Raw genomic sequence first — 15,926 nt, 5'->3', positions numbered from 1 at the left:
AGAACTGATTACATGGGCCGCCACAGAATCAAATCCAGCATATCAGAAAGTGGCCTTCCATGAGCAGCAGAGAAATCCGAACCGGACTAACATTTGATGACGTCCTGCTGCAGCCCGGTGCATCTGACATTGTGCCCAGTCAAGCCAATACCCAGACATGGCTAACCAAGGATATCGCGCTGAATATTCCAGTTTTGTCCTCTGCCATGGATACCGTGACCGAGTCCGATATGGCGATCGTCATGGCGCAAATGGGTGGCATTGGCGTGCTCCATCGTAACCTGACGCTGGAGCAACAGATTGCAGCGGTGCGGCAAGTGAAGCGCTTTGAATCCGGTATGGTGGTCAATCCGATCACGATCGCGCCGGACGCAACATTGGCCGATGCCGAGGCAATCATGGCGCAAAACAAGATTTCCGGCATTCCGGTGGTGGAAGCGAGCGGCAAGCTAGTCGGGATACTCACCAATCGTGATGTGCGTTTTGCAGAAAATCCTCGGCAGCCGGTTTCCGAACTCATGACCAAAGATGATCTTGTCACGGTGCCGGTCGGTGTCAGTCAGGAAGAAGCACGGCGCATGCTGCATCAACGGCGTATTGAAAAGCTGTTGGTAGTTGATGACAACTATCGTTGTGTGGGTCTAATCACCGTAAAAGATATCGAAAAAGCGGTGACCTATCCCCATGCGACGAAAGATAGTACCGGCCGCCTGCGCGTGGCTGCGGCATCTACGGTTGGTGATACTGGTCTCGAACGCACGGAAGCCTTGATCGACGCAGAATGTGATCTGGTTGTCATCGACACAGCCCATGGCCACAGTAAAATGGTTTCTAAGGCAGTGGAAGAGGTCAAAAAGCGTTCCAATCAGACCCAGATTATTGCCGGAAACGTGGCGACCGCCGCTGCAACGCGGGCGCTGATCGATGCGGGTGCGGATGGTATCAAAGTCGGCATCGGTCCTGGTTCGATTTGTACCACGCGTGTGGTTGCTGGTGTCGGTGTGCCGCAATTGACGGCCATTATGGATTGCGCCGAGGAAGCGGCTAAATCTGGTATTCCTATTGTCGCGGATGGCGGTTTGCGGACATCAGGCGATGTTGCCAAGGCGCTGGCCGCTGGTGCCTCATCGGTCATGGTCGGTTCGCTGCTGGCCGGTACGGAAGAAGCACCGGGCGAGACATTCCTCTATCAGGGACGGGCCTATAAAAGCTATCGCGGTATGGGTTCTGTAGGCGCTATGGCGCGCGGTTCCGCTGATCGCTATTTCCAACAGGATATTAAAGACCAAATGAAACTGGTGCCCGAAGGTATTGAAGGGCAAGTGCCGTTCAAAGGCCCAGCAGGTGATGTCGTTCATCAATTGGTTGGCGGCGTTAAAGCGGCCATGGGCTATACCGGTTCAGAGACATTGCAGCATTTGCGTGAAAATGCTGAATTTGTGCGGATTACCAATGCCGGGTTGCAGGAAAGCCATGTCCATGATGTATCCATTACCCGCGAAGCGCCCAATTATCCGACCCGTTAAAGAGGGCGATCCATGGTAGAATTGAAAATATTTTTGCTGCTGTTGGTTTGGCCCGAAGGGCAGGATCAAAGCGATCCCTTGTGGACAATTGAACCCTTCGAGACTGTCGCGGCCTGTCAGGACTATGCGATAATAGCCGTCGAAGACGCGATAAAGAAACATGGCGCTAATGCTCAAACGCAATTTCAATGTCTGAACAAAGATAGCCGTATCAAGGAATGACGCCCTCAGCGCGCCTACAGGCAGCCATTGAACTGCTCGACGAAATCATTGTCGCGGCGCGGGACAATGGAGCTTCGGGCGACAATATCGCCAAGAGATTTTTCAAAGCGCGTCGCTATGCCGGGTCCAAAGACCGCCGTGCTGTACGCGAACATGTCTATACCGCGATCCGGCGTTTTGGGGATCGGCCAGAAAATGGACGCGCTGCAATGGTCGGATTGGCGACAGAACAGCCCGAATTGCAGGAGCTATTCGATGGATCCGCTTATGGCCCCGCTGCGCTTACGGACAGTGAGCTTCGAGCAAGCGGTGAAACAATACCGGATTGGCTTTTGGATCGGTTTGCCGCGCTGATTGATGGTAACGAGCAGGCGGTGTTGTTTGACCGCGCGCCTTTGGATATCCGGCTTAATCCCAAAAAAGGTGATGCCAAGACGATCGAGGCTGCTTGGCCGGAAATCGAAGCGTTGCCTTTACCTAATGCCTATCGCTTGCCGACCGGAACAAATGTCGAGAATGATAAGCAGTATAACGGCGGCGAGATCGAGATTCAGGATCTGGGAAGTCAGGCAATAGTCGCTGCATGTTTACCTAGCGCGCCGAAACTGGTTCTGGATATGTGTGCAGGGGCAGGCGGTAAAACTCTGGGACTGGCGGCGCAATTACCGGATGATGCGCGGATCATTGCCGCTGACACGGATCGCGGCCGTTTGAGTCGCATAGAACCGCGCCTGCGCCGGTCCGGCGCTCGAAACATCGTAACAGTGTTGTTATCACCCAATAAAGAAGAAGAGGCGCTTGGCCCGTTCAAGGGCAAGTGCGACCTGGTGCTGGTCGATGCGCCTTGTACCGGTACCGGTACGTGGCGGCGTAACCCGGAATTACGCTGGCGGATGACGTCGAAAAGGTTGGATCAAACGACAAAATTGCAGGCACGCTTGCTGGAACTGGCTAGCAATATGGTCGCTCCCGGCGGACGGCTGGTTTATGCGGTTTGCTCCCTTCTGGACGCTGAAGGTGGTGATCAAGCAGAGGCTTTCCTGAAAAACCATCCGAAATGGCGGGATATAGAGGTTGATTTGCCGATAGGGCGGCCATATCGTAAAGGAACTCTACTCACCCCGTATCAAGACGGAACGGATGGCTTTTATTTTACCTGCCTCGAAAAATTGTGATAGCAGATCATGACAGGCGCAGGCATGTTCACCGAACGTGCAGGTGGCCCTGCTAAAAAGCCTGAGTCTTTATTGGAGCTAATTATGCGTTTTTCACCCGCCGCCCTTGCGATGTCCCTGGTTTTAGCCACTGTTTCCAGTGCTGGTTTTGGCCAGTCCGCTGATGTGGAAATCAAGGCCCGTTCGGTTGCCTATATGGAGCAGGGTGAAACGGCGCAGAAACAAGGCAATCTCGAACTGGCGACGGATTTATACGAGACCGCTTTGGCAGTGGATCCGCGCAATGGATCAGCATTTATCGCTCTTGCTCAGATCGCGCGAGTGCAGAAACTGCCGGGCAAAGCCATAAGATTTTACCGTGAGGCGTTGATCCTCGATCCCAATAATCTGGATGCACTGGCTGGGCAGGGCGAAGCGCTTGTTCAGCGCGGAGCCGTTGAAAAAGCGAAGATCAATCTTTCGCGGATTGAAACCCTGTGCCGAACCCGTTGTTCACAGACAACACAGCTTTCTTCTGTTATCAAGACATCGGAGAAAACGCCTGTATTGTCAGCACAGGCTGTAACGCCGAAACCAAAAGTCGGCGACGAAAAATCGGAAGAAGTTGCGCCTAACTAACGGCAATCAAAAGCCGCAAACTCCAGCTTAAAAGTCGTAAACCAGCGTTGCTCGGCTGAGTGTGTCCGTCTTCTGGCGACCTTCTGGCGGATTTGTTTCATGCTCAATCGCATAGGATAGACGGGCTTTCAGCTTGCCATTTATCTTGGCATCAAGCCCCGTCGTGGCGGTAAGGGTATTGGTACCCGATGAAAATATCACATTGGCACTCGTCAAACTTTGCGCATCCGAGGCCACGGTCGCGCCTGCGCCCTGCGTTAATTTGAGATTTTTCGCGATTTGCCATCCCATATCCAGACCGATCAGACCAGCGAGACTGCTATCAGACCCGCCATCGGTAAACTCGGTAAGCCGCCAGGCCGGACCAGCTTTTAGATCGAGGAAGATATCTTTCTCTTTGATCACCGAATAACCGATACCGCCAGATACCGTGTAGCGTGAGGAAAAGCCCTGAAAACGATCGCGATCATATTGCGCTAGGCCATAGATGAATAGCCGATCATCAATTTTATATTCGGGCTCCAGTGCGGCGGCATATTGTTCTCTGCTAGTTACGCCATTGCTGCGCTGATAATCGGCGCGGGCCCGAAATTTGAGGCGCCATTTGACGGCATCCTTGGCGAGTTTAACTCCAGCACTCAAGCCAACGTTGCTCGAATTGCCGGTGTTACGAAACCCACCAAGCTCTCCTTCGCCCTTCCAATTTTCAAAGAAGGGCGCTTCCATTTTTGCTTTTTTTTCGGCCGCTGCGAGCTGTGCGCGCTTTGCGGTATATGTGGCCAGCATTGCATCAATTTCAGCGATATCATCGGGATTTACCACTTTGGCAAACTTGATTACCGATTTGACTTCAGCGTCTTTACCGGATTCTATCGCGGCATCGATCATCGCTTTTACAGGTTCCGGAAGGGCTGCTTGTGCTGGCGAAACAAAGCCAACGGCCGCCAGAGAAAACGGCCAAACTACCTTGTACAACATACTCTAATCCTGTGGCTATTACAGTTTACACTCAGATTAGCGGTCCAAATTCCTTCAAAATCGCGCGGTAAAGATCTCTTTTAAACGGCACGATCATATCCGGTAAATCTGACGGATCGGCCCACTTCCAATCCGAAAATTCCGCATGGTCTGTGGCAATATTGACATGCTTGTCTTCGCCTGTAAACCGCATCAGAAACCATGATTGGCGCTGGCCGCGATATTTTCCCTTCCAGATTTTACCCAATAGCTCATCGGGCAGATCGTAATAATATTCTTCCGCGCTGCGGGCGATTATCTCCACATGCGATGTGGTGACGCCGGTTTCCTCTTCCAGCTCCCGAACGGCAGCCGTCTCGCTCTCCTCACCATCATCAATACCGCCTTGCGGCATTTGCCAGGAATCGGGATAGGCGCTGTCTTTTGCATCCAGCCGTTGGCCAACAAAAATTTGCCCTTTCTTGTCGGCAAGCATGATACCAGCACAGGGACGGTAAGGAAGGTCGCTAAAATCGGTCATAGGGCCGCCAGGGTCGCTTTCAGGGCGTTGCAGATACCATCGACATCTTGTTGTGAAGATGGAATGCCTTTGCGCAGACAGATTAACCCATGGATATTGCCCTTTGCTTCGGTAAAGTTGACCGGAACACCAGCTTCTATGAGCTTGGCGGCATAGGCACGACCCTGATCCCTTAACGGATCGAGTCCGCCTGTAATCAGCACGGTTGGCGGGCTGCCTGCCAAATCGCCGTGGATTGGGTCGCAGCGCGGGTCGCCTGCAACGCCGGCATAATGGCCCATGAAATATTCCATCGAGTCCTTGGTCAGTAAAAAACCTTCTGCAAATTCTTCCATGGATCCTTCGGAAGCTGCATTGTCGACAACAGGATAGATCGGCACCTGCGCAATAACGGGGGCTGCTGCCGGGTTTTTAGCCAAGTCTTGTGCCACAACAATTGCGAGATTGCCGCCGGCGCTGTCACCGCATGGGATAAGGCCATCTATCTCGATACCCAAAGCTGTCTTCGCATTCTCCGCAATCCACCGGGTGGCCGCTTCACAATCGTCCGGTGCGGCCGGGAAGGGCGCTTCCGGCGCGAGACGATAGTCAACTGCAATCAACGGCAAATCCATCTGCGCCGCCATTTCCGTGCAATAAGGGTGATGGCTTTCCAGATCACCAATAACAAAACCGCCACCATGATAAAAAATAATCGCCGGACCGGCTTCACGGCTTTCCCGTTTGTCATAATAGCGCAGCTTGATATCACCGGCAGGTCCGGGGCAAGTCAGATCCTTGATAACCGCCAGTTCGGTAGGTTCCGCATCGACCAGAAACCGCATTCCAACATATACTTCGCGCGCTGCGGCTGGCTCCATCTGGTCCATTGGGACCTCCATGGCGGTTTCCAGCATGGCCAACATCGCTTGGGTATCGGGTCGCACAAAAGCCGTCGTCATCCTTTAATCTCCGTATTTTTGCATATTGATTTGCTACTGAACTTCTGGCGACTAGATCAGCCAGGGTTCACTAGGCAAGGTGTAATCTATTTCTTCAGCTTCAAACAAAAACTTTATCCCTAGTAGTTTTTATGGTTTGAAGCAGAGGGGAGAAGTGCTTTACCGCATCTTCTAAAGAGTTTTGGGTACGGAAATTATATATGGCTACGGCGCTTAAACAGGACGACAATAGCAACAACCAACCGGAGAATGCGGAAAATGTCGTCGTTCGTTTCGCTGGTGACAGCGGCGATGGCATGCAGCTTACCGGCGGGCAATTTACCTTGTCCACCGCATTGGCGGGCAGCGATCTGGCGACATTCCCAGATTTTCCCGCTGAAATCCGGGCACCGCAAGGCACTTTATTTGGTGTTTCCGCGTTTCAGATTAACTTCGGCAGCCGCGCGATTGAAACGGCGGGCGACCAGCCTGATGTCTTGATTGCAATGAATCCCGCTGCTTTGAAAACCAATGTGGATGCTCTGCGCGAAGGCGGTTTGATCATCGCGGACGCCGGCGAGTTCGGGAAACGCAATCTCGACAAAGCCAAATATGAGAATAATCCGCTGGAAGACGGGTCTTTGGCCAAGTGGCAGCTGCTCAAGCTGGATATTTCTGCGCTGACGCTGGAAGCAGTGAAACCGTTTGGACTCGGCAATAAAGAAGCATTGCGTAGTAAAAACATGTGGACGCTGGGTCTGGCGCTATGGATGTTCGAGCGCGAGCGGCAACCGATTATCGACTGGCTCAAGGCGAAGTTTGCGAAACTGCCCGATGTCGCAGATGCCAATATCGCAGCGTTAAATGCCGGTCATGCTTATGGCGAAACCGCTGAGCTTTCCGGTGATGGACTCGGTAGCGGTCATTTGACCACCCGCAAAGTGGGTGCTGCTCCGTCAGCACCCGGCCAATATCGTACCGTGACGGGTGCGGAAGCATTGTCCCTTGGTCTTGTCGCCGGTGCACAGCTGGCTGATATTCCAATGTTTTTTGGTGGTTATCCGATTACGCCAGCCTCTGCGATTCTCCACCACCTGTCGCGGCTTAAAGAATTTGATGTGACGACATTTCAGGCGGAAGACGAAATCGCAGCTATCGCAGCGGCAATTGGCGCGAGCTATGCTGGTAAACTCGGCATTACGTCATCATCGGGTCCAGGTATTGCGCTGAAAGGCGAAGCCATGGGCTTGGCTATCATGACCGAGCTTCCATTGGTGATTATCAATTCGCAGCGTGGTGGACCTTCGACAGGCCTGCCGACCAAGACCGAGCAATCGGATCTCTATCAGGCGATTTATGGCCGCAATGGCGATGCGCCGATGCCAGTCATCGCCGCTCGTTCGCCCAGCGATGCGTTTGAATGCGCGATTGAAGCAGTTCGGATCGCCGTGCAATATATGACGCCAGTCATGCTGCTAACCGATGGATATATTGCCAACGCAGCAGAGCCGTGGCAAATTCCCGATGTTGGTTCACTGGAGCCATTTCCGGTCACCTATCTCGACACAATGCCGGACGGCGGCCTGAAACCGTATAGCCGCGATGACAAGCTCGCACGGCCATGGATTAAGCCGGGCACCCCGGAATTGATGCACCGTATTGGCGGCATCGAAAAAGGCATTGATACCGGCCATATTGATTATGGCTCTGCCAATCACCAGCAAATGACCGAGATTCGGCGTGACAAGGTATTGGGTGTTGCGGACAGTATCCCCAATCAGGATGTTGCTTTGGGCAATGCAGGCGGTAAACTGGCTGTTGTTGGCTGGGGTTCAACCTATGGCCCGATCCATCAGGCCGTGCGCCGTGCGGTGGAGGCTGGTAAAGACGTAAGCCATATCCATATTAGGAATATCTGGCCGATGCCGAAAAATCTTGGCGAGTTGCTGAAAAGCTATGACCGCGTGATTGTGCCAGAGATGAATACCGGGCAGCTTAAAACCGTATTGCGCGATCAATATCTGGTCGACGCGAAACCGATCAACAAAGTATCGGGCCAGCCCTTTACCATTGCCGAAATTGATGCGGCGATTGAGGAGAATCTCTCATGAACGAGATGACAAAAATCACGACGCTGAAAGACTGGGAAACCGATCAGGAAGTGCGTTGGTGCCCGGGTTGCGGTGACTATGCGATCCTGAAAGCGGTTCAGCGGACCATGCCGGAACTTGGTGTGCGCCCGGAAGATACGTTATTTATCAGCGGCATCGGCTGTTCTTCTCGCTTTCCTTATTATATGGAAACTTACGGTTTTCATACGATCCATGGCCGTGCGCCTGCCGTGGCGACCGGAGCGAAACTCGCCAATCCTGATCTGGATGTCTGGATCATAACCGGTGATGGCGACGCGCTTTCCATTGGCGGTAATCACACGATGCATTTGTTGCGACGTAATCTGGATTGCCAGATCATGCTGTTCAATAATGAAATCTACGGCCTGACCAAAGGGCAATATTCGCCAACATCGCGGGTGGGTACGAATACTCCGTCGACGCCTTATGGGTCAGTCGATCGTCCTGCTAGTCCGTGTGCTTTTGCATTGGGTTCAGGCGCGCGGTTCATTGCGCGTGGCATCGATATTCATAAAGATCTGACCAATGTTCTGAAAGCGGCGCATGCCCATAAGGGCGCTGCCTTTATCGAGATTTTTCAGAACTGTATCGTTTACAACAAAGATGTGTTCGATGAATTTGCGGCGAAGAAAACAGCCGCGTCGACGCAGCTTTTGCTCGCGAATGGTGAACCGATGCTGTTTGAAAAAGGCGAGAAGGGCATCGCAATGGATCGCGAAACGCTCTCGCTCAAAGTGGTCGATGTTGTTGATGGCGACTGGCAGGCAGCGGGTGTGATTGTCCATGATGTGACCAATCGTTCGGTCGCCCATATGTTGATCGAAATGCCGTTCGGGGAATTCCCGATGGCCATCGGCGTGCTATATGATGATCCGCGTCCCACTTTCGAAGCGGCAGTGGTTGAGCAAAATGCGCAGGCGGCCGAAGACAAGAAGGCGGATCTGCAGGCTTTGCTCAACAAGGGTCAGACCTGGACGGTGACCGAGGACGGGCCGGAACTTTAGCGGCCTTTTCCGATACTTGATGCTTGCAATGTAGGAAATGCTTTGCCAGCATGCGGGTAAGGCTTCAGTCCTTTTCGTCACGCTATGGGGTGGGGCGATTCTGAACAGAGATTTCGTCGCTCATATGAAACAGTTCAACCGAAGATGACCCCCGTTTTGCGTATATACTGTATAATTTCTCGGACCGATTTAGCCGGCTGTCGATCGCATGGATAATCTGACTCACAGTCTCGCCGGAGCCGTTCTTGGCCAGCTCGGACTGAAAAAGAAAACCGGTCTGGGCATGGCGACCTTGATAATCGCGGCCAATATTCCGGATATTGATGCATTTGCGACGTTGCTAGACGGGCATCAGCATCTTGCCATTCGCCGGGGTATCACGCACGGGCCGATAGCGATGGTATTGCTGCCGCTCATCCTCACTGGCATCATGTTGTGGTTCGATCGCTGGCAAACCATGCGTGGCAAGCGGCCAGCGGATCGCTTGCCGATCCACAAAGGCTGGCTATTGGCCTTGGCCTATATTGGTTGCCTCAGCCACCCCGCGCTCGATTGGCTAAACAGCTATGGCGTTCGTCTACTCGAACCCTTTTCGTCGCAATGGTTTTACGGCGATAGCATCTTCATCATCGATATCTGGATTTGGGCGGCGTTGATCGCAGGCGTCTGGATATCACGGCGACGCGAGAAAAAGGGCAGGGACGACTGGCAGCGACCGGCGTGGGTCAGTTTTGCAACCATCTGTGCGTATATTTTTGCCAACGGGTTGATTACCGGCAAGGCGGAAGCAGATACCGAAATGGCGGTTGTTCAGCATACAGGGCAAAAACCGGATCAGGTGGTGGCGAATCCCGTACCGATCACTTTCTGGCGGCGGGAAATGCTTTGGCAAATGGGCGCAGGTGTCGATGCCAAATATGGCGAAACGATATTTGACCTCATCGATCCGGAGCCCTTTTATTGGAAAGGCGAATGGATTGAAAATGATGCAACTCAGGCCATGGTTGAAAAAGCTAAAAGATCAGACCCAAATGCAGACGCATATCTTTTTTGGTCGAGAATGCCAATTTTGCAACAGGACAAGAGTGCTGCATCCGAAGAAGGTGTGACCCTGAATGTCTCTGACATGCGGTTTCGCAGCCCTCTGGTTCAGGACCGTTTTGCCGTTAGCACTGTAATATCGAGCGATGAAAATCCGGGAGCAGGAGAAACTGCCATAGGCGGCCAATGACATCGCCCACGATCCTCTGGTTCCGCCGGGATTTGCGTCTTTCTGATCAGGCGGCATTGACCGCAGCCGCTGCCAAAGGCCCGGTAATCCCAGTTTATATACTAGACGACGAAACGCCAAAACACCGCAAAATGGGCGGCGCATCGCGCTGGTGGTTGCATCATAGCCTGAAATCTCTCGACACCGATCTGCGGGTCAAAGGATCACGGCTGATCTTGCGACGCGGCAAGACGGCCGACATATTGGCTGAACTTGCTGCGGAACACGGCGCCCAAGAAATCCACGCGCTGCATCATTATGAACCGTGGTGGCTTAATGCGCAGAAGGACTTGCGGGCCAAATTGGATGGCAGCACAGAACTAATCTTGCACCACGGCAATTATCTGCTCCCGCCCGGGACGTTAAAAACCGGTGGTGGCAGCCCCTATAAAATCTACACGCCTTTCTGGAAATCTCTCCGCGAGCGGATGCCGCCCGCAGAACCTATGGCTGGGCCAGAACATATTGCCGCGCCGGATGTTTGGCCCGGAAGCGACTCTCTCGAAGATTGGCACTTGTTGCCGATCAAACCCGATTGGGCGACCGGCTTTGTGGATATGTGGTCTCCCGGTGAGCAAGGCGCACAGGACAGTCTTGAAGCCTTTGTCGATAAAGCCGCGCAATATGATGAAGGCCGCAATCTGCCATCCGAACAATTGGTGTCCCGCCTGTCTCCGCATCTTCATTTCGGGGAAATCAGTCCAGCAGCGATCTGGAACCGGATTGCCGGGCAGGGCGCCAAAGTAGAAACCTATCTGAAAGAGATTGTCTGGCGGGACTATGCGCAGAATGTCGTTCAGCAATTCCCGCAATATGGCGGGGAAAGCTATCGCGAAAAATTCCGGGCATTCCCGTGGCGCGATATGTCTGACCCCAAGGTGCGCAAGGATTACAACGCCTGGTGTCACGGTCAGACCGGTTATCCGATTGTCGATGCCGGCATGCGAGAACTATGGGCAACAGGATGGATGCATAACCGCGTGCGGATGATCACGGCGAGCTTCCTGATCAAGCATTTGCTGATCGACTGGCGCGAGGGCGAAAAATGGTTTTGGGACACGTTGGTCGATGCCGATTTTGCATCGAATAGCGTCAATTGGCAGTGGACCTCGGGCACCGGAGTCGACAGCAATATGTTCGTCCGGATCATGGCGCCGCTGACCCAGTCAGAAAAATTCAACGCCGGTGACTATATCCGCAAATGGGTGCCGGAGCTGGCTGATGTCAGCGATCCGTACATCCACGATCCGGAAGAAAGCGGCGCGAAGCCCGCGCGCTACAGGTCAAAGATCATCGCCCATAAAGTGGCGCGTGCACGGGCTTTGGATGCCTATGCGCAGGTGAAGTGAGGGAAGGGATTGTAATCCCGATAGAGGTCGATTATCAATAATCGCAATCTGAAGAAGGATATCAGGTCGATGAATAAGTAGGTCGCCATTTGGCACATCAAAATGAAGTGACTTCAGTCCCTTGGGCTGGATATTTTGACACCTAGATTCAGGATCTTTTATGCACAGACTATCAGGAAAATTTTGCGTTATCACCGGTGCTGCCCGCGGTATTGGTAAAGCTATTGCCACAGCCTTTGTCGAGGAAGGGGCGTCAGTCCTTTTGACCGATAAGGACGCTGAAACATTGGCGCAGGCTGGACAGGAATTGGGAAGCCCAACCCTCGTCCTTGATGTGGAAAAAGAAGCCGATTGGAAACAACTGGCAGAGCTGCATCCCACGGCAGATGTCGTGGTCAACAATGCCGGCATTACCGGATTTGAAGCGGGCTTAGCGCCCCATGATCCGGAAAATGCGTCGCTTGAAGACTGGCGGGCCGTGCACCGGGTTAATCTCGACGGCACGTTCATGGGGTGCCGTTATGCGATCCGCGCCATGAAGGAGAAGGGGGCGGGTTCAATCATCAACATCTCTTCACGTTCCGGCATGGTCGGCATTCCCGGTGCTGCGGCCTATGCCTCGTCCAAGGCGGGGATCCGCAACCACAGCAAATCGGTGGCGCTCTATTGCGCGCAACTGGGTTTAAATATCCGCTGTAATTCCATCCATCCCGCAGCGATTATGACTCCAATGTGGGAACCCATGTTGGGTGAGGGCGAGCAGCGCGAGGCTGCGATGGCAGCATTGGTGAAAGACACGCCGATGCAACGTTTTGGAGAGGCCGATGAAGTCGCGGCGGTTGCTGTGCTGCTGGCTTCTGATGAAGCAAGCTATATTACCGGCACCGAGATGACGATTGACGGCGGCATACTGGCTGGTTCTGCTGCGGCTCCGGGTTCATGAAGCAGCGTTTGTTTCCTAAGGATAGTAACGCATTGCCAAGCAGTTACCTCTGGTCCATATTTGCGCGATGAATGCTGAGGCACCAAAACGTGGCAACCACCTGCTCGACGCGCGCAAGCGCTTCGGGACAGGTGGTGGGCTGCTCGCGCGTCTCGCTGCGCCAGGATTTCACCGGATATTGGACCGGATTGATGCGGGATTGGATCACGGTACGTTTGAAGGCAAGTTGCCCGATGGCACTACGCGTATTGTCGGCGGTCGCGGCGAAGGGCCAATGGCGGAAATTACGCTCCATAGCTGGAATGCCTTGTTGCGCTTGGTGAATAGCGGTTCCGTCGGCTGGTATCGCGCTTGGGAATTGGGTGAGTGGGAGAGCCCCGATCTCGTTCCGGTTTTCGATCTATTCACCCGCAACCGCGCTGGCCTGAAAGATACAGGAAGAGCCGGCGGGATATTCCGGATGATCGCGAAGTTACGCCATTCGCGGCGCCACAATGACAAGGTGCGCGCACGTCAGAATATCCAATATCATTATGATCTGGGCAATGATTTTTACCGGTTGTGGCTCGACGAAAGCATGAGCTATTCGAGCGCGCTTTTTGAAGACACCGCCGGCAAAGCGAAGACGCTAGAGGAAGCGCAAGCCAAAAAGGTTGGGGCGATAGCGCGGCGGTTGGACAGCCAGCCCGGTGAGAAGGTTTTGGAGATAGGTTGCGGATGGGGATATCTGTCCGGAACCTTGGCGCGTGAATATGATTTGGATGTGACAGGCATTTCCTTGTCGGACGAGCAAACCATATGGGCGCGGGAGCATCATCCGGAAGCCAATTATCTTATTCAGGACTATCGCGATGTTGATGACCAATATGACGCGATAGCCAGCGTTGAAATGGTCGAAGCGGTCGGTCAGAAATATTGGCCGGATTTCCTCGATTGTATTGCGCGCAATCTGAAACCCGGCGGGCGGGCCGCAATCCAATATATCAGCATAGCCGACGATATTTTTGAACAATATGCGGCTAGTGCAGACTTTATCCAGACTTACATATTCCCCGGTGGAATGTTGCTGTCCGAAAGCCGCTTTCGGGCGCTGGCCGAAGAACGGGGCCTGAATTGGTTGGATCAGCATGATTTCGGCCCTGACTATGCCGAGACCCTTCGGCTCTGGCGCGAGCGGTTCGATGCGGTTGTCGAGCAGGGCCAATTGCCGGCTGGATTTGATGAACATTTTGTCCGGCTCTGGCGCTATTATTTCGCCTATTGCGAAGGTGGTTTCAGTGGCGGTGGTATCAACGTCGCGCAAGTTACTTTGACAAAAGAAAAATAGGAACGGGAGTGGATCATGGGTTTGAGTAAAAAACTGACGCTTGCGATGACAGGTGTTGGCCTGTGTCTGGCATTACCGGGTTGTGAGAAGGTCAAGGAAGTAGCTGCGGACGCCGCTGGACTGCCGACCGACAAGAACATCCTTTTCTGGACCGATGATCAGCGCAACAAAGCCTTCCGGATGATGGATACGCTGGTCCCGTCGAACACGATCGCGGCTGGTGAAGCACCGAAGGTGTTGGAAAAAGGCGAAGCACTCCCGACAGAATTTGAAGTGGATGGCAAGATGCTGTCTGTCGATCAATATATGGCTGACCAGCGCACGGCTGGCATTGTGATATTGCAGGACGGCAAAATCCGGCTGGAAGAATATCGCATGGATTTTGAGAAGGATGATCGCTGGACGTCTTTCTCTGTTGCCAAGTCACTGGTCTCAACCATGGTGGGCGCGGCGATCAAAGACGGCTTTATCAAATCGATCGATGATCCGCTGACAGACTATATCCCTGAGCTGAAAGGCAGCGGCTATGATGGAGTGACGGTGCAGCAGCTTCTAACCATGACATCAGGTGTGAAATGGAATGAGGATTATGCCGATCCGAAGTCCGATGTGGCTTTGTTCAACGATACGAAACCGGTTGATGGTATTGATCCAATCATTGTTTACATGAAGACTCTGGAGAATGAGGCTGAGCCCGGTACGCGCTGGCAATATAATACCGGCGAGACCAATCTCATCGGCGTTTTGGTGGCGAAGGCGACAGGAAAGACCATCTCCGAATATCTGTCGGAGAAAGTCTGGGCGCCTTATGGCATGTCACAAGATGGGGAATGGTTGCTCAATGAAGGCGGCAAGGAAATTGGCGGTTGCTGCATTTCCGCCACCGTCAGGGACTATGCGCTCTTTGGTCAATTTGCGATGAATGGCGGCATGATTGGCGAGGAATCCGTGGTGCCCGATGGCTGGTTTGCCAAGGCCGGCACGAAACAGGCGGATATCGGTGCTCCGGGCCGCGGCTATGGCTATCAATGGTGGACTTTTGATGATGGTAGCTTTGCCGGGCAGGGGATTTTCGGACAGGGGATATTTATCGATCCTGCCCGCAAATTGGTTATTGCCAGCAACGGCAATTGGCCAAGCGCGACGCCAGATGAGCAGAAAGACCAGCGCATTGCTTTTTTCAATGCAGTGAAAACATATCTGGATTCAGAGGCTGGAGAGGCGCCAGAAAACGCTGCTGCTAACTGATATCGAAACTCTCGCCAGTCTCGAAGTCACTGGCGAGAATTTCAATCATGCGATCAGCCACAACCTCTGGCGATTTCACCGATTGCGGGTCTTCGCCGGGATAGGCTTTTGCACGCATATCAGTACGAGTGCGCCCTGGATTGATGATAGCGGTACGTAATTTACCGAGATTGCGCATCTCTTCGCCATAGCTGATCACCAGTGTTTCCAGAGCCGCTTTGGATGCGCCATAGGCGCCCCAAAAGGCGCGAGGAGATCGGCCAACGCTACTGGTAATGGCCAGTAAACGGGCATCTTCACTCTTGCGCATCATCGGATCAAATCCGGCAATAAGGGCTTGCTGGGCAATAAGGTTGAGAGTCAGAACGCTGTTAAACTCTTTGCCATCTATGGCAGGCACGGGCGTCAATGTTCCTAGCATTGCGGCATTCAAAACCATGATATCAAGCGCGTCCCAGCGCTCTGAGATAGCTTGGGCAAGCCGCCCAACACTGTCGCCATCGGTCAGATCCAGCGGCGCAATAGTCGCGTGACCGCCAGCTTGATGAATTGTTTCTTCAACCGCCTCTAGGTCTTTGGCGTTGCGCGCCGTCAATATGACATGTGCACCTTTTGCGGCCAGTGCAATTGCAGTTGCAGCACCGATACCGCGACTTGCACCCGTAACGAGCGCTAGTTGATTTTCAAAACTCAT

At 53.3% G+C, this 15,926-nt stretch carries 15 protein-coding genes; 11 read left to right on the top strand and 4 right to left on the bottom strand.

Annotated elements, in window-relative coordinates:
• The first annotated feature begins 59 nt into the window (after nt 1–59).
• From guaB to ABJM21_RS09455, 4 genes are all read left to right on the top strand, one after another.
• Nucleotides 60–1,526 (top strand): IMP dehydrogenase, encoded by a 1,467-nt coding sequence (guaB, locus tag ABJM21_RS09470; protein ID WP_348301391.1) that lies wholly within the window; start codon nt 60–62, stop codon nt 1,524–1,526.
• Nucleotides 1,527–1,538: 12 nt separating this feature from the next.
• On the top strand, nt 1,539–1,748 hold the full coding sequence (locus ABJM21_RS09465) for a hypothetical protein (protein WP_348301392.1): 210 nt from the start codon (nt 1,539–1,541) through the stop codon (nt 1,746–1,748).
• A complete protein-coding gene (locus ABJM21_RS09460; RefSeq protein WP_348301393.1) occupies nt 1,745–2,923 on the top strand; it encodes an RsmB/NOP family class I SAM-dependent RNA methyltransferase in 1,179 nt (392 codons plus the stop codon). Before ABJM21_RS09465 ends, ABJM21_RS09460 begins: the two co-directional genes overlap by 4 nt.
• 84 nt (nt 2,924–3,007) lie before the next feature.
• On the top strand, nt 3,008–3,541 hold the full coding sequence (locus ABJM21_RS09455) for a tetratricopeptide repeat protein (RefSeq protein WP_348301394.1): 534 nt from the start codon (nt 3,008–3,010) through the stop codon (nt 3,539–3,541).
• 27 nt (nt 3,542–3,568) lie between these two features.
• On the opposite strand, the gene ABJM21_RS09450 is transcribed toward ABJM21_RS09455, so the two are convergent.
• Genes ABJM21_RS09450 through ABJM21_RS09440 form a run of 3 tightly spaced genes read right to left on the bottom strand, consistent with a single transcriptional unit; the run spans nt 3,569 to nt 5,980 of the window.
• A complete protein-coding gene (locus ABJM21_RS09450) occupies nt 3,569–4,519 on the bottom strand; it encodes a DUF481 domain-containing protein (protein WP_348301395.1) in 951 nt (316 codons plus the stop codon).
• Nucleotides 4,520–4,550: 31 nt separating this feature from the next.
• A complete protein-coding gene (locus tag ABJM21_RS09445) occupies nt 4,551–5,039 on the bottom strand; it encodes an RNA pyrophosphohydrolase (protein ID WP_348301396.1) in 489 nt (162 codons plus the stop codon).
• Nucleotides 5,036–5,980 carry an alpha/beta hydrolase gene (locus tag ABJM21_RS09440; RefSeq protein WP_348301398.1) on the bottom strand — a complete coding sequence of 315 codons (945 nt, stop codon included), beginning with the start codon at nt 5,978–5,980 and terminating at the stop codon, nt 5,036–5,038. The genes ABJM21_RS09445 and ABJM21_RS09440 overlap by 4 nt, the downstream gene beginning before the upstream one ends.
• 200 nt (nt 5,981–6,180) lie before the next feature.
• Between ABJM21_RS09440 and ABJM21_RS09435 the strand changes: the two genes are divergently transcribed.
• From ABJM21_RS09435 to ABJM21_RS09405, 7 genes are all read left to right on the top strand, one after another.
• Nucleotides 6,181–8,070 carry a 2-oxoacid:acceptor oxidoreductase subunit alpha gene (locus tag ABJM21_RS09435; protein WP_348301399.1) on the top strand — a complete coding sequence of 630 codons (1,890 nt, stop codon included), beginning with the start codon at nt 6,181–6,183 and terminating at the stop codon, nt 8,068–8,070.
• Nucleotides 8,067–9,095, top strand: coding sequence for a 2-oxoacid:ferredoxin oxidoreductase subunit beta (locus ABJM21_RS09430; RefSeq protein WP_348301400.1), 1,029 nt, complete (start codon nt 8,067–8,069; stop codon nt 9,093–9,095). The genes ABJM21_RS09435 and ABJM21_RS09430 overlap by 4 nt, the downstream gene beginning before the upstream one ends.
• Nucleotides 9,096–9,303: 208 nt before the next feature.
• Nucleotides 9,304–10,326, top strand: a complete 1,023-nt coding sequence (locus ABJM21_RS09425; RefSeq protein WP_348301401.1) for a metal-dependent hydrolase — start codon at nt 9,304–9,306, stop codon at nt 10,324–10,326.
• A complete protein-coding gene (locus ABJM21_RS09420) occupies nt 10,323–11,714 on the top strand; it encodes a deoxyribodipyrimidine photo-lyase (protein ID WP_348301402.1) in 1,392 nt (463 codons plus the stop codon). The genes ABJM21_RS09425 and ABJM21_RS09420 overlap by 4 nt, the downstream gene beginning before the upstream one ends.
• 160 nt (nt 11,715–11,874) lie before the next feature.
• Nucleotides 11,875–12,657 carry an SDR family oxidoreductase gene (locus ABJM21_RS09415; RefSeq protein ID WP_348301403.1) on the top strand — a complete coding sequence of 261 codons (783 nt, stop codon included), beginning with the start codon at nt 11,875–11,877 and terminating at the stop codon, nt 12,655–12,657.
• A gap of 67 nt (nt 12,658–12,724) precedes the next feature.
• Nucleotides 12,725–13,984, top strand: coding sequence for a cyclopropane-fatty-acyl-phospholipid synthase family protein (locus tag ABJM21_RS09410; RefSeq protein WP_348301404.1), 1,260 nt, complete (start codon nt 12,725–12,727; stop codon nt 13,982–13,984).
• Nucleotides 13,985–13,999: 15 nt separating this feature from the next.
• A complete protein-coding gene (locus tag ABJM21_RS09405) occupies nt 14,000–15,232 on the top strand; it encodes a serine hydrolase (RefSeq protein ID WP_348301405.1) in 1,233 nt (410 codons plus the stop codon).
• Here ABJM21_RS09405 and ABJM21_RS09400 read toward each other — a convergent pair.
• On the bottom strand, nt 15,225–15,926 hold the full coding sequence (locus ABJM21_RS09400; RefSeq protein WP_348301406.1) for an SDR family NAD(P)-dependent oxidoreductase: 702 nt from the start codon (nt 15,924–15,926) through the stop codon (nt 15,225–15,227). The genes ABJM21_RS09405 and ABJM21_RS09400 overlap by 8 nt on opposite strands.

The sequence above is a fragment of the Parasphingorhabdus sp. genome, from assembly GCF_039977335.1.
GTDB lineage: Bacteria > Pseudomonadota > Alphaproteobacteria > Sphingomonadales > Sphingomonadaceae > Parasphingorhabdus.
This window is presented reverse-complemented; position numbering and strand designations above follow the sequence as displayed.